This is a genomic window from Rhodovulum sp. ES.010 (genome assembly GCF_900142935.1).
Classification (GTDB): Bacteria; Pseudomonadota; Alphaproteobacteria; order Rhodobacterales; family Rhodobacteraceae; genus Rhodovulum.
In genome coordinates this window covers 1,309,253-1,329,244 of record NZ_FSRS01000001.1, presented here as the reverse complement: position 1 = coordinate 1,329,244, position 19,992 = coordinate 1,309,253, and the positions used below count along the sequence as shown (strand labels likewise).

Genomic DNA, 19,992 nt, shown 5'->3' with positions numbered 1-19,992 from the left:
CCCGGCGGACGGGGAAGGGCTGGGCCGGGCGGGGCGGAAGGGTCGTGCCCCGGCCGGCATGCGGTGTACGTGCGTCACGCGGCGATGAACTCGTTCCACTTGCGGACCATGTACTGGTTCTCGTCCATGACCGCGTTCCAGCAGGCCACCGCGCCCATCCGGTCGTGGAACGAGCCGCCGTCGCGGACCTCGCCGGCCTGGGCCATGACGTCGCCGAAGGGGTTGGTGATCGGCTCGACCGCCTCCTTGCCCTCGAACCAGTAGCCCCACTCGTTCTCGGACATGTGGTTCTTGGAGGTTTCCGGCACCGCCGAGTAGTAGCCCTGGCGCATCAGGAAGCCGCCGACCCAGCCGTCGAGATACCAGTTGATGTATTCGTAGGCGGCATCCAGTTCGAGGCCGGACAGGTTCTTCGACAGGCCGATGCCGCCGCCCCAGGAGCGGTAGCCCTCTTCCAGCGGCTGGTAGACGCACGGGATGCCGCGCGACTTGACCGCGGTGATCGCGGGCGACCACATCGACTGGATCACCACCTCGCCGCTCGCCATCAGGTTCACGCTTTCGTCGAAGGTCTTCCAGAAGGCGCGGAACTGGCCGTTCTTCTTCGCCTCGGTCATGATCGCCATGGTCTTGTCGATCTCTTCGCGGGTCATGTTGCCCTTGTCGCCATAGGTGATCTCGCCCATGGATTCGCAGACCATGGCGGCGTCCATGATGCCGATGGCCGAGATGTCGAGGATCGAGGCCTTGCCCGCGAATTCGGGGTTCAGCAGCTCGTGCCAGTTGTTGATCGGCCGGCCGATCAGGTCGGGGCGGATGCCCAGCGTGTCGGCGTTGTAGATCGTCGGGATCAGGGTCATCCAGCCGGTCTCGCTGTCGGCGAAGTCGCGCCCGTCGGGCCCCTCGGCGAAGCCCACGGTATGCGGCGCGGTCCCTTGCGCGATCTCGCTTTCGGGGGTCAGCTTGCCGGATTTGAAGATGCCGACGATCTTGTCGTAGTTCTTGATCCTGGAGGTATCCATCGCCTGCAGGTTGCCGGTGGGCCAGACCTTCCTGCAGATCCAGTACTCGATATCGGCGATGTCGAAGCTGCCCGGCTGGGTCGCGGCGCGCTGGGTCACGGCATCGCTGTCCAGCGCGGTCATCTCCAGCGTGAAGCCGAGGTCTTCCTTCACCTTCTGCGCCACCTCGTTGAGGTTGGACACGCCCGTGCCGAACTGGCGCAGCGTCACGTCCTTGATGTTCTGCGCCCAGATCATCGGGGCGGGGAAGGCGGAAGCGGCGGCCCCGGCGGCGGCGCCCTTCAGCAGGCTGCGGCGGCTGAGGCCGGGTTTCGTCCGGTCGGTCATGTCGGTCTCCCGTGTTGAACTGTCAGGTCAGGGGGTCAGGGCGTGGAGGTTGTCTTCGTCCCAGCTCAGCCCCACGCCGTCGCCGGGCTGGATGGGTTTGGCGAAATACCTGTCCTCGGGCAGGACGGCGGTGATTTCCTGGTCCCCCGCCGCCACGAGGGTCAGCGCGACGCTGGCGCCCTGGTACTCGAAGCCGACCACCCGGCCCTCGAGCTTGCCGTTCTCCGGCGCGGTGAGCGTCACCTGGTCGGAGCGGATCGCGAAATGCCCCCTGGGCAGGGCAATCACGTTGTGCCCGCCCATGAAGCGGGCGACGAACTCGGTCCTGGGCGCGTTGAACACCTCGCGGGCGGGGCCGGCCTGCTCGATGCGGGCGTCGTTCATCACCACGATCTCGTCGGCGAGCGCCAGCGCCTCGTCCTGGCCGTGGGTGACGTGGACGAAGGTGATGCCCAGTTCGCGTTGCAGCCGCTTGAGTTCGCCGCGCATGCGGATGCGCAGGAACGGGTCGAGCGCCGAAAGCGGCTCGTCCAGCAGCAACACCTGCGGATCGGTGATGAGCGCCCGGGCCAGCGCGACGCGCTGCTGCTGACCGCCCGAAAGCTGCGCGGGCAGGCGTTCGGCGAAGTCGGTCATGTGGACGAGGTCCAGCATCTCGCCGGCGCGGCGGCGGCGGTCGGCCCGGTCCACGCCCTTCATCCGCAGGCTGAAGGCGACGTTGTCGATCACCGAGAGGTGCGGGAACAGCGCGTAGTTCTGGAACATCATCGCCGTCCCGCGCTTGGCGGGCGGGAGATGCGCGATGTCGTGCCCGCCCAGCACGATGGCGCCGTCCGACACCTCTTCGTGGCCCGCGATCATCCGCAGGGTGGAGGACTTGCCGCAGCCCGAGGGGCCGAGGAGGCAGGCATAGCTGCCCGCGTGGAACAGGTGCTGGATGCCGTCCACGGCCACGGTCTGGCCGTAGCGCTTGGTCAGGGCGACGAGTTCGAGGTCGAGATCGGTTCTCATGGCGCTTCCGTGCTGTTGCGGCCAGTGTCGACCGGGGCCGGGCGCAAGGGAACGGTCCGCGTTGGGGGCGTGGCCGTCGGAACCGGCCGTTGCCTGCATATTGGGCAGCGGTGGACGGGCTTGTCTCTCAGGCGATCACCGATTGTATACGATCCTGTTTCGCAGGGCGCCGCCGGGGGCCGAATCTTGTTTGCCCGCCCGGCTTCGGCCAAACAGGGGGCCGACATGACGGAGTGACAGCGTGACCGAGGTCCGTAACATCGCCGGCCGCCCGGCCGGGCGCGCCTCGCGGGCGCGGGACGTGGGCGACAGCCTGCGGCGCGCGATCCACGAACACCGCATCGGGCCGGGCATGAAGCTGTCCGAGGACGAGGTCGGCGAGGTGTTCGGCGTGAGCCGGACCGTGGTGCGCGCCGCGCTCCAGCAGCTGGCGCACGATCAACTGGTGACGATCGAGCCGCATCGCGGCGCCTTCGTCGCGCAGCCCTCGGTGCGCGAGGCCCGCGAGGTGTTCGAGGCGCGCGCGCTTCTGGAACCGCGCACCGCGCATTCCGCGGCGCTGCGCACCACGCCCGAGGATGTCGCGATCCTGCGCCGCCACATCGCCCAGGAACATGCCGCGCTGGCCGAGGGTCGCGACGGGCAGGCGCTGCGCCTGTCGGGGCAGTTCCACCTGGAAATCGCGCGCATCGCCGAACAGGCGACCATCGCCGAGTTCATCGGACAGCTCGTGTCGCGCTCGTCGCTGGTGATCGCGCTGTACTGGCGCCGGCGCACCGCGCTGTGCGAGAGCCACGCGCATGACGCGCTGATCTCGGCGATGGCCGAGCGCGACGGCCCGCGCGCCGAGGACCTGATGAAGGGGCACCTGCTGGACCTCCTGTCCTCGCTCGACCTGCGCGACGCGCCGCCGCCGCCGCGCTCGCTGAAAGAGGCGCTGGCCCCGGAATGATCCTGCGCGAGATGACCCTGGCGGAGCTCGACCGCGTGCTGGACTGGGCCGCCGAGGAGGGGTGGAACCCCGGGCTCGACGATGCCGCGCCGTTCCATGCCGCCGATCCCGCGGGCTTTTTCGTGGCCGAGATCGGCGGCGCGCCGGTGGCGGCGATCTCGGTGGTGAACCATACCGAGGGCTACGCGTTCCTCGGGCTCTATCTTTGCCGGCCGGCGTATCGCGGGCGGGGCATCGGCCATGCGCTGTGGCGGCACGCGCTGGGCCATGCGGGGGATCGCGTCGTCGGGCTGGACGGGGTGCCGGCGCAGCAGGACAATTACCGGCGTTCGGGCTTTGTCTACGCGGCCGAGAACACGCGCTTCGCCGGGCCGCTGCCGCCGGGCGACGGCCCGGAGCTGCGCCCGGTCGCGGTCCGTCACATCCCGCACCTGGCCGCGCTGGAGGCCGAGGCCAACGGCGCGGGCAAGACGGCCTTCCTGACTGCCTGGCTGCGCCCGGCCGAGACGCGCCAGACCCTCGCCCTGCCGGGGGAGGGGGTGCCGGCGGCCTTCGTGACGCTGCGCCGCTGCCGCGCGGGCTACAAGATCGGCCCGCTCGTCGCGCCCTCCCTGCCCGAGGCGCAGGCCCTCCTGGCGGGGGCGGCCCGACTGACCGGGGACGCGCCGGTGATGATCGACCTGCCCGGCGACCAGACGGCGCTGGCCGCGGTTTGCGGCGGACTGGGGATGGTGCCCTGTTTCTCGACCGCGCGCATGTATGTCGGGCCGCCGCCGGTGCCCGGCCCGGCGATCCGTGCGCTTGCGACCCTGGAGCTTGGCTAGGGCCGGGCTGCGCCCGCGTGCCCGCGGGCGGCGGCTCAGCGCATGCCCGCCTCGATCGACACCCGGATCAGTTCGCTGGTGTTCCGGACCCCGAGCTTGCGCTTGAGCGCGGAGCTGGTGTTCGCCGCCGTCTTGTAGCTGATGCAGAGCGCGTCGGCGATCGACTGCAGGTCGTCGCCGCGCCCGAGAAGGCGCAGCACCTGGTGCTCGCGCTCGCTGAGCGCGGCGAGCGGGTCGGCCGTGCCGCCCACGCGCATCGCGGCGACGGCGACGGCCACCGCGTGGCTGAGAAAGATCTCGCCGCGTTCCAGCGTCTCGACGGCGGCGACGAACTCCTCCGGGGCCGAGTTCTTCGACAGGTAGCCGCGCGCGCCTTCCTCCAGCGCCTTGGCGGCGAACACCGTCTGCTCGTTCATCGTGAAGACCAGCACCCGGGCCGCCGGCGCCCGCGCCAGCAGCGGGCCGATCATGTGCAGACCGCCCGCGCCGGGCAGGCCGAGATCGAGCACGATCAGCCCCGGCCGGTGCGCCTCGGCCAGCCGGTAGGCCTCGCGGTCGGTCATCGCCTCGTGGATCGTGTCATAGCCGAGATCGCGCAGCAACTGGCCGCAGCCGATATGGGTGACGGGGTGATCGTCGATGATGAGGGCGCGGTTCATGACGCGGTATCCAGAATCCCGGGGGCCTCGGCAGGAGACGACATCGGCAGGGTCACGGCAAGCCGCGTGCCGCCGCGCGGGCGGGAGGCCAGCTCCAGCCGCCCGCCGACGGCGCCGACGCGGTCGCGCATCGCGGTCAGCCCGCGCCCCTCGACGGCGGTGGGCGCGATGCCCCGGCCGTCATCCTCGATGACCAGGTCCAGCTCGCGCCGGTCCGTGCCCGAGACCGTCAGGCAGACCCGCACCGCCTGCGGGTCGCCATGGCGCAGGGCGTTCGTGACGCCTTCCTGCACGCAGCGATAGACCGTCAGGTCGAAGATCTCCTCGGTATCGGCCACGCGCGCCGGCAGCGAAATCCGCCACCGGAGCCCGGGATGGGTGCTGCGGAACCCCTCCAGCATGTCCTCCAGGGCCTCGACCAGCGAGAGCTGGCCGATGGTCATCGGGCGCAGGGTCGTCAGCAGGCGGGTGTTGGCCGCCTGGATCTGGTCGACGATCGAGGTGACGGTTTCGGCGTCGCGTCGCAGCTGCGCGTCGCCGGCGGCGACGGCGGCGCGGGTGATCGCGCCGGCCTTGACCTTGAGGCCGAAGAGGCAGGGCCCGAACTCGTCATGCAGTTCCATGGCGATGGCGCGGCGCTCGGCATCGCCGAGGGCGACGATCTTGCGCGCCATCGCCGCGCGCTCCGCCTCGCTTTTCTGGAGGCTCTCCGAAAGCGTGTTGAACCCGGCCACGAGCGGGCCGAAATCCGGCCCGCGGATGCCCGATATGCGCGTCGACAGCTCGCCGCCCCGCAAGGCGCGCAGCCCCGCGTTCAGCGTGTCGAGCGGGCGCAGCGCGCGCCCGATCAGCGCGATCAGAACGGCCAGGGTCGCGGCGAAGCCCGCGCCCATCGTCCAGATCAGCGCCGAGGCGTCCTGCCAGACCTCGGCGATCTCGTCCCCCGGCGCGGTCGTGATCGAGACGAAACCGTGATCGACGCCGTTCTCGACGATGGACAGGCGCGTCTCGCGGACCGTCGGCATGACGAGCGTGCGGAACCAGGCCGGCGCCGTCTCGTGCGGCTCCTCGCCGGCGAGGCCGAGGCTGGGCAGCCGCCCGGTGCGCGAGTCGAACAGCGCGAGGCGGACATGGCGCGGCGAGACGAGCTGTTCGGAGAGCGTCGGCAGCACCGCGTCGGGCGGCCCGCTGCGCATCGCCGCGCCGACCGCGGCGATGACCTGGGCGCGGGCGCTTTGCTCGGCGGCGGCCATTTCCAGGGTCACGGCCGCACGGGCGTTATGCACCAGCACGGCGGCGGCAAGGGCCAGCGCGACCGCCTGCAAAAGCGCCACGCACAGCACCACCTGCCAGCGAAGGTGAAGCCGGTCGAGCATGAATGTCCTCCCTCGATGCGCAGCCTAGCGCGGCGCGGCCCGTCCGTCGATCAGCCAAAGGTCGGGGCGGGAAGATTCGGCAATCGCATTGCCGCCCGTTCCCGGCGAGATTTGGGAGGAACGGCGGCGCGTCGCCATGCTAGCCGAAAGAAAGGAAGGAGCCTTGGGGGGAACGGGAATGGCAATCGCATCGGGGGTCTGGTCTTGCCTCTGCAACCTGCGTGCGCGGACGATCGGCGCGATCTCCCTGGCGCTGGCGTCCCTGGCGACTCTCCCCGCCACGGCGCAGGAGGTGCGCACCGCCATTCTTCGTGTCGACTACCCCGCGCTCCTTCCCCTTTCCCGCATGGACCTGCCGGTCGAGGACCTGGGCTTTGCGGGGGCGGCCGTCGCGACCTCCGACAATGCCACCACCGGCGGGTTCCTGGGCCAGACCTACGACACGGTGACGGTGGCGGCGACGCCCGAAGACGTGCGGGCGGCATTCGACCGCCTCGTCGGCGAGGGTGTGCGCCTTTTCGTGATCCTGTCGCGCGAGGCGGAACTGCTGGCGCTGGCCGATGCCGCCCCGGACGACGCCCTGATCCTCAACGCGCGGTCGGGCGCCCGCGATCCGCGCAGCGCGGCGTGCCGGGCGAACCTGCTGCATGTCGCGCCCAGCGATGCGATGCGCGCCGATGCGCTGGTGCAGTTCCTGGTCTGGAAGAAATGGACCGACCTGTTCCTTGTCCACGGCTCGAACCCGGCCGACGCGGCGCTGGCCGACGCCTACCGGGCCGCGGCGGACAAGTTCGGCGCCCGGATCGTGGGCGAGCGGGAATTCGAGGATACCGGCGGCTCGCGCGTGTCGGATTCGGGCCATGTGCTGATCCAGCGGCAACTGCCGGTCTTCATGCAGGACACGCCCGACCATCACGTCGTGCTGGCCGCCGACGGCACCGACTATTTCGCCGAATACCTGCCCTACAACCTGTGGGAGCCGGCGCCGGTCGCGGGCTCGGCGGGTCTGGTGCCGGTGTCCTGGGCGCCGACGCATGAATCCTGGGGCGCGACGCAGATGCAGACCCGGTTCGAGAAGCATGCCGGCCGGACGATGCGCGAAGAGGACTACCAGGCCTGGCTCGCGGTGCGCGTGATCGGCGAGGCGGTGACGCGCACCGGCTCGGCCGAGCCGGGCGTGATCCGCGACTATGTGCTGGGCGAGGAATTCGAACTGGCCGCCTTCAAGGGCCAGCCCGTCACGTTCCGCCCCTGGAACGGCCAGTTGCGCCAGCCGATCCTGCTGTCGAACGGGCGGATGACCGTCAGCGTCTCTCCCCAGGACGGTTTCCTGCACCAGCGCTCGCCGCTCGACACGCTGGGGCTCGACGCGCCCGAGTCCGACTGCACCGCCTTTCAATGAGGATGCCCATGCTCCGCACCGCCGCCCTGGCCGCCCTGCTGGCCGGCCCCGCCTTCGCCAACAACGTCTTCGTCTCGAACGAGCGCGGCAACACCGTCACCGTGCTGGACAGCGAGACCTGGGAGGTGATCGCCGAGTTCCCCGCCGGCAACCGGCCCCGCGGCATCACCATCGCACCCGACGGCAGCGAGCTTTACGTCTGCGCCTCCGACGACGACCTCGTGCGCGTGTTCGACCCGACCACCTTCGAGGAGACGCACACGCTGCCCTCCGGTCCCGACCCGGAGCTTTTCGTCCTGCATCCCTCGGGCAACCCGCTCTACATCGCGAACGAGGACGACAACCTGGTGACGGTGGTCGACACCGAGACGCGCCAGGTGCTGGCCGAGGTGCCGGTGGGGGTGGAGCCCGAGGGGATGGCGATCAGCCCCGACGCCTCGGTGGTCATCAACACCTCCGAAACCACGAACATGGCGCATTTCATCGACACCGAAAGCTACGAGATCGTCCATAACGTGCTGGTCGACCAGCGCCCGCGCTATGCCGCCTTCACCCGGGACGGCACCAAGCTCTACGTCAGCGCCGAGATCGGCGGCACCGTCAGCGTGGTCGACCTGACCGGCGACGCGCCGGCGATCGCCAAGAAGATCAGTTTCGAGGTGCCCGGCGTGCTGGAGGAATGGCTGCAGCCGGTCGGGATCAAGATCACCGAGGACGCCTCGCGGGTCTTCGTCGCGCTCGGTCCGTCGAACCGGGTTGCGGTGATCGACGGCGAAACCGACGAGGTGATCAAGTATCTGCTGGTGGGCCAGCGCGTCTGGCAACTGGGCTTCACGCCCGACCAGGACTACCTGATCACCACCAACGGCAACTCGAACGACGTGTCGATCATCGACGTCGCGGCCGAGGAGGTGATCCGCTCGGTCCAGGTCGGCCAGCAGCCCTGGGGCGTGGTCGTGGCGCCGGAGTGAGACGGCAGGAAAAACGGATACCGAGGGAGGAAACGGAATGAGATGTTCACTGGCGCTTGCCGCGGCGCTGATGGCGGGCCCCGCCGCCGCCGCGCCGCTCTGCGACGAACTGGGTTTCGCTGGGCTTCTGGCCAGTTGCAACCGCGGCGCGCCGATCGAATTGACGCTGGCCTCGGGCCAGCCGCTGCATTCGGGCGACCAGCCCGTCGAGCTGCAGTCGGGCGCCTATTACGAGCTGGAGATCACCGCCGACGGCTCGGCCGAGCTGGCGCTGTCGGGTCCCGGGTTTTTCCGCAACATCTGGATCAACGAGATCGTCATCAACGACATCGAGATCCGCCCGATGGCCGTGGACAGCCTGGAATTCGACGCCGCCGGCGCGGCGCGGATTTCCTTCGTCGCGATCAAGCCCGGCTCCGTCGAGCTGAAAATCCCCGGCTCCACCGGGGACAGCCAGCGCGTCCAGTTCGCAATCCGTTAAGGAGACATCCCGATGAAACGCCTCGTCGCCATTGCCGCCCTCGCCCTTGCCCCCGGCCTTGCCGCCGCGCAGGAGGGTGAGGTTTCGCAGGAGACCGTCGACCGAATCATGGCCATGCTCGCCGAGATGCAGTGCGAGATGGACCCGGGCGATATCGAGGCCGAGGGCGGCGGTTACGAGCTTGACGACGTGTTCTGCGCGGACGGGCAGTACGATATCGACCTGGACGAGAACCTCGAGGTCACCAGCCGCCGCAAGGAGTAAGGCGGACGGCCGGCCCGGCCGGGCGCGATCAGGCCGCGCCGGCCAGCGCGTCGCTCCAGACCGCGATCAGCCAGTCCTCGTAGCGGCGCCGGGCATAGGATTCGATCTCGGTCGCGGCCTCGGTGACGGAGCGTTCCCAGCGCCCGAGATCGCCCAGGAGGTCGGTGACCGCCGCGGCCATCGCCGCGATATCGGCGGTGTCGAGCGCCACCCCGGCCTTGAGCACCTCGGCCGCGCCCGAGGTTTCGGGATAGATCACCGGGACCCGGTGCAGCATCGCCTCGAGGATCACCATGCCGAAGGGTTCCTCGCGCGATGGGACGATCACCGCGCTCGCGCCCCGGAACGCCCGGCCGCGTTCCTTCCACGACAGCGGGCCGGCCAGCCGCACGGGGTAGGGGCGCAGCGCCGCGCGTTCGGGCCCGTCGCCATGGACCACGAACTCCGCCGGCAGGTCGGCGTCGCGCAGGTGCTTGGCCACGGCCCCGAACCGGTCCACGCCCTTCTGGGCCGAGAGCCGGCCCAGGAACACCACCCGGCGGCTTTCGAACCGGCCCATGTCGGCGGGGGCGGCCGTCGTTTCGGACAGGCAGTTCGGGATGACGTCGATGCGGCGCTGCCCGACGGGGTCGTACTGCGCGGCGATGCGCGCCTTGCCGTGGTCGCTGACCGCCACGACGCGCGTGGCGCTGTCCACCGCGCCCTGCTCGATCCGCCGGGTCAGGGGGTCGGGCATGTCCGGCTGGCGGTCCGTCTCGGTCGAGTGGAAATGCGCGACCCAGGGCACGCCGGCGCGCGCCGCGGCGGCGCGGGCGGCGTCGAAGGTCACCCAGTCATGGGCGTGGATCAGGTCGATCGGCGCGTCGGCGAGGTGGTCGCGCACCCGCTCGGCGAAGGCGCCCATCAGGCGGAACAGCATCGACCCCGACAGCGAGGCCGCGCCGTAGGGCCCGTAAGAGCCGCCATAGGGGCCGCCGCCGAGGCCGCGCGGGCCGGCCTGCGCGTAGGGCGACCAGAACGGCGCGCCCCCGCCATAGGGGGACCAGCCGCCGCCGCCGTAGGGGGACCAGCCACCGCCATAGGCCGACCAGCCGCGCCGGTCCGCGTCCTCCGGGGCCAGCGCGATCTCCATCGGCACGATGGGCACGTCGACCCCGAAGGGCAGGGGGTCGTCGGCGAGTGCCGCGCGCGTCCAGGGGACGATGACGGTGACATCGGCGCCGCGCTGGCGCAGGTTGCGCACCAGGTGGTAGCAGGCCGTCCAGGTGCCGCCGGCCACCAGGGGCGGGATTTCCCACATCAGCATCGCCACGCGCATGCGCGGCAGGCTTGAGCCGTACTTGCCGTCGAGTTCGCGCGCCACCTCGGGGTCGAACTCCGCATTGCGCCAGTTGCGCGTGGCGTCCCACGGCACGCTGCGCCAGCCCGGGCCGATGTCGCGCAGCACCGCCTTGTCGAGATCGAGGTTCAGCACCTTGACGTTGGTCAGGTCGGCGCCGCCGAGCCGCGCGCCCGCCATGCTCGCCCCCGCGAGATCGGCATAGGTCAGGGTCGCGCGTTCCAGCGCGGCGCCGTCGAAGCGCGCGCCCTGCAGCTTGGCATTTGTGAGGTCCGCGCCGGCCATCTCGGCCCCGGCGAAGGACGCGTTCTCGAGCACCGCGTCGCGCAGATCGACGCCCGACAGGTCGGCGCGGTCCAGGTCCACGCCGCGGAGGAACACGCCCTGCCAGCTGACGTCGCGCAACACCTCGGACGAGACGCTGCGCACCGCGCGCTCGATGGCCAGCCGCACGCCCTGGCGCACGGCCGGGTTGTCGTCGTCGATGCGCGACGCGGCGATGAGCGAGGAAAACGCCTGCAGGTGGAAATCGGCGCGGTCCTGGGCGAAGAACGGCAGGAGCCCGGCCGAGCCGACGACGCGCTGGCGCCATTCGGTCGAGACCAGCCGCGCCACCGTTTCGTTGAGATCGGTTCCCAGCCGGGCCAGCCGGTCCTTCTCGCGGATGGCCAGTTCCTTTTCGAGCGCGTCCTGCCGGTCCCGCCGCTCCTTCTCGCGCGCGTCGAGATAGCCCCGCAGCGACAGCACGGCCCCGAGGATCGCCGCCAGCGCCGCGATTGCCGCGCTGAGGCCGGCGGTCAGGCCGATCGACAGCGCGCCGCGGGAGTCGTTGTCGATCTGCTGGCCGATCAGTTCCTGGCGGGTCTTCTCGCGCTCCAGGTCGGCGACGGGCGCCGAGGGGTCGGTGGCCGTGATCGCGGTTTCGACGAGGCCCTTGATCGACAGCGCGTTCCAGACCTGCAGCCCGGCGAGCAAGACGGCGAGTGCGAGAAACACGATCACCCAGCGAAGGGACGTGTCGGACCGCGCCGCCGGCTTCATCGCGTGTCCCCCCCCTGCCCACGAGTTCCCGATGTCTTGGACCGATGCTGCACGCGCGCGGCGTGCCAAGGCAAGCGTTTTCGCGGGCCCGCGCGCGGCGCCCGCGGCTGCGCAAGGCCTTGGCAGGTTCCGCGCCCGTGCTAGGCTGCGGGCGTCGCGAACAGGGAGGAGCGCATGTCCAGCACGAAAACGGCGGTCGAACGGGCCAACGCGGCCTATGCCGAGGCGTTCGACAAGGGGGACCTGGCGTTGCCCCCGGCGCAGGGCTTTCTCATTCTCACCTGCATGGATGCCCGCCTCGACCCGGCGAAATACGCGGGTCTCTCCGAGGGCGACGCCCATGTGGTGCGCAATGCGGGCGGCCGGGCCACCGACGACGCGATCCGGTCGCTGGTGATCAGCCACAAGCTTCTGGGCACGCGCGAATGGTTCGTGATCCACCACACCGATTGCGGCATGCTGTTCTTCGACGACGCCACCATGGGCGATCTGCTGGCCGGCTCTTTGGAGACGGCGGAACTGACCGAGAGCGGGTTCCGCAACGCCTCGGAGCCCGGCGGCTCGCCCGAGGGGCGCTATGTCAAGTGGCACACGATCCGCGACCAGGAGGCGGCCGTGGTCGAGGACGTGACGCGCATTCGCGCGCACCCTCTGGTGAACCCCGCGATCCCGATCTACGGCTATGTGTACGACGTGCGGACCGGCCGCCTGAACGAGGTGACGCGCGCGACCGAGGCGGGGCGGCCCGCCGGCTGACCGGCGGGGCGCGGGCGGGTCAGGGGGCCAGGTGGGTTCCCACGGCTTCGCCGAACTGCCAGGAGTAGAGCCCCTTGCGGCAGGCCGCTTCGACACCGTAGCGCGTGCAGAACGCGTCGATGGCGCGCTGCGTGCGCGGCCCCATCAGCCCGTCGATCGCGCCGGTATAGAACCCGGCCTCGGCCAGCCGCGACTGCACGGCCTGGATATAGAGCATCCGGTGCGGCCGCAGGTCCACCAGCGCGGCGGCGTAGGCCTTGCCCTCCAGCGTCTCAAGCTGCGCCACGGCCGTGCCGCGTGCCGCCCGCCCCTGCAGGCGCGGCGCCGTGGCGACAAGCTCGTGCCGGACCAGGCGCGGCCGGTCGAGAAGCGCGCCGTGGGCCGCGACGATCGCGGCGGCTTCGGGCGAGGCCTGTGCCGAGCGTGTGGCCCGCCTGTGCCAGTAGTCGAACAGGCTGCGCGCCGCCCGTTCGTCACCGGCGGCCGCGGCCTTTTCGGCGCGGGCCAGGGCCTCGGTCCGCAGCGCCTCGGCCCGTTGCCCCAGCGCGCCTTTCTCCGCGCGCATGGTGACGACCAGCCGCACCATCCCCGCATCGCCCGCGGCCACGCCGTCGGCGGCGAGGTCGAGACCGGCCGCGGGGTCGGAGAGCGGGCCGAATTTCCGGTAGAGGTGCCCGGCGGCCAGTTCGCGCCGCGCGGTGGCGACGACCTCGCCCTCGCCGGCCATCGCCGCCTGGAAGCTTTCGAGCGCCGCGGCCGGGTCCGGCGCCGTGCCCGCGCCGTTCATCTGCATCCGTCCCAGGTGGAGCGAGGACCACGCATCGCCCGCCTCGGCCGCGTTGCGCGTCGCCTCGAAGGCGCCCTCGGGGTCGGCGGGCCCGCCGCTGCCGGTCTTGCGCATCCGCGCGAGGTCGGACCAGGCGGTGAAGCCGGGCAGCGCCGCGGCGGCCTCGTAGACCTGGCGCGCGGTGCGCCGCTTGTCCGGGTCCTCGGCGCGCATCAGGGTGCGGGCATACTGCATGCCGGACACCACGTCGCCGGCCTCCCATCCCAGGCGCAGCGTGTCGAGGATGTCCGCCGCGTCGGCGCCGGAGTCGCGCAACAGCCAGGTCAGGCGCCGGATGGTGGGGATGTCCCCCGCGGCGGCGGCCGGGCCGAGAATGTCGATGGCGGCCTGCCGGTCGCCGTCCTCGTCGAACTGGCGCGACAGGATGCCGGCGGCCTCCGCGTCGCCCGCGCCGGCCAGCGCGCGCAGCTGCTCCAGGGCGGCGTCGCGGGTGGCGGTGTCGGTCGAGAAGAGATCGCCGTGCAGCGCCTCGACGTCGGCCGGGGCCTGGCCCGCGGCGGGCACGGACAGGGGGCCGATCAGCAGGGCTGCGCAAAGGACGTGGGCAAGTCTGGACATCGTTCCCGGTTCCGGCTCCTGTCGCGTGTCCGACCGTCGGTCACCGCCGGTCGCCCGAAAGGTATCTCCGACGGTGCGCCCCTTCCACCTCAAACATGCGCGGCGGGGCGCGCCGGCGACGGGGCGGTGCCCGGCCGGGGGCCGTGCATTCGCGCGCGCTGGAGGAAAAGCACATGTCGGAGATTGTTTTCCTTCGGGGCGAGGCCGTCCGAGCGGGTCCCCGCGCCACCGCCTCGCCCCCCTGAACGTGACCGGGGCCCCGGCGCCCTTTCTTAAGTGCCTGTCACGAGGACCTTCCCTTGACCGATACCTTCACGCTCGCCGATCCCGGCTGGGCCCCCGGTTTCCTGCGCCGGCTCGACCTGGACGAGCCTTCCACGACCACCGGGCGGCATCTGCGGCCGATGACCGGCGGCGGCTGGCTGATCGACACGCCGGCGATGCGCGCCTTGCGCTTGGCCGAGGCGCATGCCCGCGACCGCGCGTTTGGGCGGGTCGTGCGCTCGGTCATGCGCGACAAGGCGTGGGCGCGGGACGACCGCTGAGCGCGGCGCGCGCCGGGCGCTGGCCGACGGCGCGCGTCAGATGTCGAGCGTGTGCTCGCGCTCCCAGTTCGAGAAATGGGACACGAAGGAATTCCATTCCTGTCCCTTCAGCTTGATGTAGGAGGCCGCGAAACTGTCGCCCAGCATGGATTTCAGTTCGCCGTCCGCGTCGAAGGCCCGGATCGCGTCCAGCAGGTTGAGCGGCAGCCGCGGCGCGTCTTTCACCGTATGCCCCTCGGCATACATGTCGATGTCGTAGCGCGGGCCCGGGTCGGCCTTGTGGTGCATCCCCGACAGCCCCGCGGCGATGATGACCGCCTGAAGCAGATACGGGTTCGCCGCCCCGTCGGGCAGGCGCAGCTCGAACCGGCCGGGGCCGGGCACGCGGACCATGTGGGTGCGGTTGTTGCCGGTCCAGGTCACGGTGTTCGGCGCCCAGGTCGCGCCCGAAACCGTGCGCGGCGCGTTGATCCGCTTGTAGCTGTTGACGGTCGGGTTGGTGATCGCGGCCAGCGCCTCGGCGTGTTTCATGATCCCGCCCAGGAAGGTGCGGCCCTGGTCGGACAGGCCCAGCTCCCTGGAGCTGTCGGAAAAGGCGTTGGTCTTGCCGTCGCTGTCCCAGACCGAGATATGCACGTGGCAGCCGTTGCCGGTGAGCCCCTCGACGGGCTTGGGCATGAAGGTCGCGCGCAGGCCGTGCTTTTCGGCCACCGACTTGACCATGAACTTGAAGAAGCTGTGCCGGTCGGCGGTCACAAGCGCGTCGGCGAAGCCCCAGTTCATCTCGAACTGGCCGTTCGCGTCCTCGTGGTCGGTCTGGTAGGGGTTCCAGCCGAGGTCGAGCATGTAGTCGCAGATCTCGGCCACCACGTCGTAGCGCCGCATCACCGCCTGCTGATCGTAGCACGGCTTGGCCGCGGTATCGAACGGATCCGAAATGCGGTCGCCCTCGGGGGTGAGCAGGAAGAACTCCGCCTCGATCCCGGTCTTGACGCGGAGGCCCGCCTGGGCCGCCGCGTCGATCTGCTTGCGCAGCACGTTGCGCGGCCCCTGCGCGACGGGCTGGTCCTCCATCACCAGATTGGCGGGCAGCCAGGCGACCTCGGGCTTCCAGGGCATCTGGATCACCGCCTCGGCATCGGGAATCGCCAGCATGTCGGGATGGGCGGGCGTCATGTCCAGCCAGGTCGCGAAGCCCGCAAAGCCCGCGCCGTCGGCCGCCATGTCGGCGATGGCCTGCGCGGGCACCAGCTTGGCGCGCTGGCCGCCGAACAGGTCGGTGAAGGAAATCATGAAATACTTGATGCCCTTTTCGCGGGCGAAGGCGGCGAGATCGGTCATCTGCGAATGATCCTTTTTTGTCGTTCCCTGTTGGATGGGGTCGGGGCGGGCGCGACCGGCCCGCCCCGACGCGGTCAGAACCCCGGCTTGCCGGGGAACCAGTCGGTGCCCGCCAGCGGCACCTGCGCCATGGCGGCGGCCTCCATCGTCAGCGCGCAGAGGTCCTCGGGTTCGAGATTGTGGACGTGGTTGTGGCCGCAGGCGCGCGCGATGGTCTGGCATTCCAGCGTCAGCACGCTGAGATAGTTGCGCAGCCGCCGCCCGCCCTCGATCGGGTCGAGCCGCTTCTGCAACTCCTCGTCCTGGGTGGTGATGCCGGCCGGGTCGCGGCCCTCGTGCCAGTCGTCATAGGCGCCGGCGGTGGTGCCGAGTTTCCGGTACTCGTCTTCCCATTTCGGGTCGTTGTCGCCCAGCGCCACCATCGCCGCGGTGCCGATGGAGACGGCGTCCGCCCCCAGCGCCAGCGCCTTGGCCATGTCGGCGCCGGTGCGGATGCCGCCCGAGACGACAAGCTGCACCTCGCGGTGCATGTCGAGATCCTGCAGCGCCTGCACCGCGGGACGGATGGCGGCGAGCGTCGGGATGCCGATATGCTCGATGAACACGTCCTGCGTGGCGGCGGTGCCGCCCTGCATTCCATCCAGCACCACGACATCCGCCCCGGCCTTCACCGCGAGCGCCACGTCGTAATAGGGCCGGGCGCTGCCGATCTTGACGTAGATCGGCTTTTCCCAGCCGGTGATCTCGCGCAGTTCCAGGATCTTGATCTCCAGGTCGTCCGGCCCGGTCCAGTCCGGGTGGCGGCAGGCCGAGCGCTGGTCGATCCCTTCGGGCAGGTCGCGCATGTCGGCCACGCGTTCGGTGATCTTCTGGCCGAGCAGCATGCCGCCCCCGCCCGGCTTCGCGCCCTGGCCGACGACCACCTCGATGGCGTCGGCGCGGCGCAGGTCGTCTGGGTTCATGCCGTAGCGGGACGGCAGGTACTGGTAGACCAGCTTTTCGGAATGGCCGCGCTCCTCCTCGGTCATGCCGCCGTCGCCGGTGGTGGTCGAGGTGCCGGCCATCGTGGCGCCGCGGCCCAGCGCCTCCTTGGCGTTGGCCGAGAGCGAGCCGAAGGACATGCCCGCGATGGTCACGGGGATCTTCAGCTCGATCGGCTTTTTGGCGAAGCGGGTGCCGAGCGTCACCGAGGTGTCGCATTTCTCGCGGTAGCCCTCCAGCGGGTAGCGCGAGATCGAGGCACCGAGGAACAAGAGGTCGTCGAAATGCGGCACGCGCCGCTTGGCGCCGCCGCCGCGGATATCGTAGATGCCCGTCGCGGCGGCGCGGCGGATCTCGGAGTTGATGTCGTTCGAGAACGTCCAGCTTTGCCGGGGCGTCGTCTGGGGCAGGGGGGGGGTCTTCTGGTCCATGGGCGTGTCCTCAGTACTGACCGGCATTGTCGATGTGGAAGTTGTAGAGCTGGCGCGCCGAGCCGTAGCGGCGGAACTCTTCCGGTTTGGCATCCGCGCCGGCGCGGGCCAGCAGGTCGGCCAGCAGCTCAAGATGCTCCGGACGCATCTCCTTCTCGACGCAGTCCGCGCCCAGCGACTTGACCTTGCCGCGCACGAAGAGCCGCGCCTCGTAGAGCGAGTCGCCCAGCGCCTCGCCCGCGTCGCCCAGGACCACCAGGTTGCCCTTCTGCGCCATGAAGGCGCTCATGTGGCCGATATTGCCGTGCACCACGATGTCGATGCCCTTCATCGAGATGCCGCAGCGCGAGGACGCGTTGCCCTTGATGACCAGCAACCCGCCATGGCCGGTCGCCCCGGCATACTGGCTGGCATCGCCCTCGATCACGACCTCGCCCGACATCATGTTCTCGGCCACGCCGGGGCCGGCCGAGCCCTCGACGCGGATCGTCGCCTGCTTGTTCATGCCGGCGCAGTAATAGCCGGTGGACCCCTTGACGGTGACGGTGATCGGCGCATCCAGCCCCACGGCGATCGCGTGGCTGCCGCGCGGCCGTTCGACCACGAAATCGCGCTGGTTGGTCTGGCCCGACGTCGCCTGCAAGCTTGCGTTGACCTCGCGCAGCGGGGTGACGGCCATGTCGAGCACGGTTTCGCCCGTGGCGGTCATTTCCATCGCGTTCATCTTTCAGCGCTCCCAGAAATAGACGGTGGCGGGTTCGGGTTCCCAGACGCGCGCGGTCTCGATCCCCGGCAGGTCGGCGAAGGCGCGGTATTCGCTGGCGAACGCCACGTAGTCGTCCGTTTCGGCCATCACCGCGGGCTTGCACGCGATCGGGTCGCGCACCACGCCGAAGCCGGTCTTGGTGCCGGTGACGAAGGTGAAGAAGCCGTCGAGGTCCTGCAGCGTGCCTTCCAGCGCCTCGCCGAGGCTCGCGCCCTCGGCGATGCGGGCGCTGATATAGGCCGCGCCCACCTCGGTGTCGTTCCCAGTGCGGGTGTGCATGCCCTTGCGCGCGAGCTTGCGGCGCATCTGGTTGTGGTTGGACAGCGACCCGTTATGCACCAGGCACTGGTCGCCGGCCGTCGAGAACGGGTGCGCGCCCAGCGTCGTCACGGCGGATTCGGTGGCCATGCGGGTGTGGCCGATGCCGTGGCTGCCGGCCATCCCGCGCAGGCCGAAGCGCGCGGCCACGTCCCGGGGCAGCCCCACCTCCTTGTAGATCTCCATCGACGCGCCCGCGCCCATGATCCGCAGGCCCTTCGCCTCGAGCGCGGCGATCGCGGCCGCTTCGCGGTCGGCCGGGACGGTCAGCACCGCGTGGGTGTCGACCACCCGGACCGAGACCGGGACGCCAAGCGCCCCGGTCAGCGCCGCGTCGAGCCCGGCGAATGCCGTGTCGGGGTCGTCCGACTGCACGGTGATCTTCACCCCGTCCACCTCATCGCCATAGATCGCGATCCCGGCGCTGTCGGGGCCGCGGTCGGTCATGGTGACGAGCATGTCGGTCAGCATGTCCCCCAGCCGGGGGCGAAGCGCGTCCTGCTTGAGGAACAGCCCTACAATGCCACACATCTCTCTCTCCATCTTCGGCCGGAAACCGGCGTCATGAATTAACTAGAAAGAAATTACGTTTCGCAGCAAGAAAATTCTCAGCGGCCCCTCGCCGGAGCGCACCGGCGATGCAGCGCGTGCCGGAAAACCGGGCAGACCGGTCGCGGGCCCGTCATTTCGCAGGCAGCGGCGGGCATCGGGGCTGCGCGCCGATTCCCCCGGCCGTTCGGCGCGGCCGCGCGCCCTAGGCCTGTCGCCGGGTCGCGGTGGGCGGTTCGCCGAACTGCCTGCGATAGCGCTCGGCGAACGCGGCCTGGCTGGCGAACCCGGTCATCTCGGCGATCTCGGCCATCCGCAGGCGCGATCCGGTCACCAGCCGCCGGGCCGTGTCCAGCCGTATCCGGCGATAGACCTCCATCACCGGGGCGCCGAGGGCGGTGTGGAACTGGCGCTGCAACTGCCGCGCCGACAGGCCGGCCAGCGCCGCGAGCTGCGCCATGTCGAGCGGGTCCCCGACATGGGATTCCATCAGGTCCAGCGCCGCCTCCACGGGCCGGCTCGTCACCCCGTAGCGCGCCGCGATCCCGGCCTGCTGCGGCGCGTCCGGGGCGCGGATCTGGGTCTGGATGAACCAGTCGCTGACCCGCCGGGCGAAGGCCGCGCCGTGCCGTGCCGCGAGGATCGCGTGCATCATGTCGAGCGGCGCGCTGCCGCCCGCGCAGGTATAGCGGTCGCGGTCGATGACGTAGAGCCGCCGCTCGACCAGCAGGTCGGGCGACAGGCGGCGGACCGCATCGAGATGGTGCCAATGGACGGTGAAGCGCCGCGCCTCCATGAGCCCGGCTCGGGCCAGCACCGCGCCGCCGCCCGAAATGCCGCCGAGCGCCACGCCGGCGTGGGCCAGCCGCCGGAGCCAGCCGAAAAGCCGGGCGTCGCGCACCCGCAGCGGGCCGTCCCCGTCCCCGCCCGCGACCACGAAGACGAGGTCGAACGCGGTGCCGGCCTGCGCGACCGGTCGCGCGTCGAACCGCGCGCCGAGGGAGGAGGCCGCCGCCCCGCCCGCGATCGACAATACGCCGATGTCGTAGAGCGGCGTCTCCGAAAACAGGTTCGCGGCGCGCAGCGGCTCCATCGCGGCGGACGTCGACATCAGGGCGAAACCGTCCAGCAGGACGAATCCGATGCGATACATGGCTAGTGTCCGTTTTGAGAAAATTTATGGCGCTCAGGCGAAAGAATACAAGGGCCGGGATCGTTAGGAAGGGATGAG

General features: G+C 70.6%; 19 protein-coding genes. 8 read left to right on the top strand and 11 right to left on the bottom strand.

From position 1 onward, the window contains the following. Nucleotides 1–74 precede the first annotated feature (74 nt). Together BUR28_RS06590 and BUR28_RS06585 are read right to left on the bottom strand one after the other, a co-directional pair. Nucleotides 75–1,349, bottom strand: a complete 1,275-nt coding sequence (locus BUR28_RS06590; protein ID WP_074219400.1) for an ABC transporter substrate-binding protein — start codon at nucleotides 1,347–1,349, stop codon at nucleotides 75–77. A 27-nt stretch (nucleotides 1,350–1,376) separates the two neighbouring features. Beyond that, nucleotides 1,377–2,360, bottom strand: a complete 984-nt coding sequence (locus tag BUR28_RS06585) for an ABC transporter ATP-binding protein (protein WP_074219399.1) — start codon at nucleotides 2,358–2,360, stop codon at nucleotides 1,377–1,379. A 259-nt stretch (nucleotides 2,361–2,619) separates the two neighbouring features. Between BUR28_RS06585 and BUR28_RS06580 the strand changes: the two genes are divergently transcribed. Then, complete coding sequence (locus BUR28_RS06580) at nucleotides 2,620–3,312, top strand: GntR family transcriptional regulator (RefSeq protein WP_074221538.1); 693 nt, start codon at nucleotides 2,620–2,622, stop codon at nucleotides 3,310–3,312. Beyond that, the gene (locus BUR28_RS06575) at nucleotides 3,309–4,136 is read left to right on the top strand and encodes a GNAT family N-acetyltransferase (protein ID WP_074219398.1); all 828 of its coding nucleotides are present in this window, start codon (nucleotides 3,309–3,311) and stop codon (nucleotides 4,134–4,136) included. Before BUR28_RS06580 ends, BUR28_RS06575 begins: the two co-directional genes overlap by 4 nt. Before the next feature lie 35 nt (nucleotides 4,137–4,171). Here the strand turns inward: BUR28_RS06575 and BUR28_RS06570 are convergent, their stop codons facing one another. Together BUR28_RS06570 and BUR28_RS06565 are read right to left on the bottom strand one after the other, a co-directional pair. Further along, nucleotides 4,172–4,795 carry a response regulator gene (locus tag BUR28_RS06570; protein ID WP_074219397.1) on the bottom strand — a complete coding sequence of 208 codons (624 nt, stop codon included), beginning with the start codon at nucleotides 4,793–4,795 and terminating at the stop codon, nucleotides 4,172–4,174. Continuing rightward, entirely contained in the window at nucleotides 4,792–6,171 is a 1,380-nt protein-coding gene (locus BUR28_RS06565) for an ATP-binding protein (protein ID WP_074219396.1), read from the bottom strand. Before BUR28_RS06565 ends, BUR28_RS06570 begins: the two co-directional genes overlap by 4 nt. A gap of 178 nt (nucleotides 6,172–6,349) precedes the next feature. Between BUR28_RS06565 and BUR28_RS06560 the strand changes: the two genes are divergently transcribed. From BUR28_RS06560 to BUR28_RS06545, 4 genes are read left to right on the top strand one after another with little or no spacing between them, the layout of a single operon-like run. After that, a complete protein-coding gene (locus tag BUR28_RS06560) occupies nucleotides 6,350–7,573 on the top strand; it encodes an ABC transporter substrate-binding protein (RefSeq protein ID WP_083626483.1) in 1,224 nt (407 codons plus the stop codon). Between the two features lie 8 nt (nucleotides 7,574–7,581). Then, nucleotides 7,582–8,544, top strand: coding sequence for a YVTN family beta-propeller repeat protein (locus tag BUR28_RS06555; protein WP_254813697.1), 963 nt, complete (start codon nucleotides 7,582–7,584; stop codon nucleotides 8,542–8,544). A gap of 37 nt (nucleotides 8,545–8,581) precedes the next feature. Further along, entirely contained in the window at nucleotides 8,582–9,025 is a 444-nt protein-coding gene (locus BUR28_RS06550) for a cupredoxin domain-containing protein (protein ID WP_074219394.1), read from the top strand. 12 nt (nucleotides 9,026–9,037) lie between these two features. After that, nucleotides 9,038–9,289, top strand: coding sequence for a PepSY domain-containing protein (locus tag BUR28_RS06545; RefSeq protein ID WP_074219393.1), 252 nt, complete (start codon nucleotides 9,038–9,040; stop codon nucleotides 9,287–9,289). Nucleotides 9,290–9,317: 28 nt separating this feature from the next. Here BUR28_RS06545 and BUR28_RS06540 read toward each other — a convergent pair whose 3' ends face one another. Beyond that, nucleotides 9,318–11,669: a glycosyltransferase gene (locus BUR28_RS06540; RefSeq protein ID WP_074219392.1), complete on the bottom strand. Its 2,352-nt coding sequence runs from the start codon at nucleotides 11,667–11,669 to the stop codon at nucleotides 9,318–9,320. Nucleotides 11,670–11,843: 174 nt separating this feature from the next. Here BUR28_RS06540 and BUR28_RS06535 point away from each other — a divergent pair, with 174 nt between their 5' ends. Continuing rightward, nucleotides 11,844–12,425, top strand: a complete 582-nt coding sequence (locus BUR28_RS06535) for a beta-class carbonic anhydrase (protein WP_074219391.1) — start codon at nucleotides 11,844–11,846, stop codon at nucleotides 12,423–12,425. Nucleotides 12,426–12,444: 19 nt separating this feature from the next. Here BUR28_RS06535 and BUR28_RS06530 read toward each other — a convergent pair whose 3' ends face one another. Next, a complete protein-coding gene (locus tag BUR28_RS06530) occupies nucleotides 12,445–13,830 on the bottom strand; it encodes a peptidoglycan-binding protein (RefSeq protein ID WP_074219390.1) in 1,386 nt (461 codons plus the stop codon). Nucleotides 13,831–14,129: 299 nt separating this feature from the next. On the opposite strand from BUR28_RS06530, the gene BUR28_RS06525 reads away from it, so the two are divergent. Further along, entirely contained in the window at nucleotides 14,130–14,375 is a 246-nt protein-coding gene (locus BUR28_RS06525; RefSeq protein WP_074219389.1) for a hypothetical protein, read from the top strand. A 36-nt stretch (nucleotides 14,376–14,411) separates the two neighbouring features. Here the strand turns inward: BUR28_RS06525 and glnT are convergent, their stop codons facing one another. From glnT to BUR28_RS06500, 5 genes are all read right to left on the bottom strand, one after another. Then, the gene (gene glnT, locus BUR28_RS06520; RefSeq protein ID WP_074219388.1) at nucleotides 14,412–15,716 is read right to left on the bottom strand and encodes a type III glutamate--ammonia ligase; all 1,305 of its coding nucleotides are present in this window, start codon (nucleotides 15,714–15,716) and stop codon (nucleotides 14,412–14,414) included. 74 nt (nucleotides 15,717–15,790) lie between these two features. Continuing rightward, nucleotides 15,791–17,128 carry an FMN-binding glutamate synthase family protein gene (locus BUR28_RS06515; protein WP_074219387.1) on the bottom strand — a complete coding sequence of 446 codons (1,338 nt, stop codon included), beginning with the start codon at nucleotides 17,126–17,128 and terminating at the stop codon, nucleotides 15,791–15,793. A 10-nt stretch (nucleotides 17,129–17,138) separates the two neighbouring features. Continuing rightward, entirely contained in the window at nucleotides 17,139–17,843 is a 705-nt protein-coding gene (locus BUR28_RS06510; protein ID WP_371441611.1) for a GltB/FmdC/FwdC-like GXGXG domain-containing protein, read from the bottom strand. Nucleotides 17,844–17,855: 12 nt separating this feature from the next. After that, on the bottom strand, nucleotides 17,856–18,743 hold the full coding sequence (locus BUR28_RS06505) for a class II glutamine amidotransferase (protein WP_074219386.1): 888 nt from the start codon (nucleotides 18,741–18,743) through the stop codon (nucleotides 17,856–17,858). A 223-nt stretch (nucleotides 18,744–18,966) separates the two neighbouring features. Continuing rightward, a complete protein-coding gene (locus tag BUR28_RS06500) occupies nucleotides 18,967–19,914 on the bottom strand; it encodes a GlxA family transcriptional regulator (protein WP_074219385.1) in 948 nt (315 codons plus the stop codon). Between the last annotated feature and the right edge of the window lie 78 nt (nucleotides 19,915–19,992).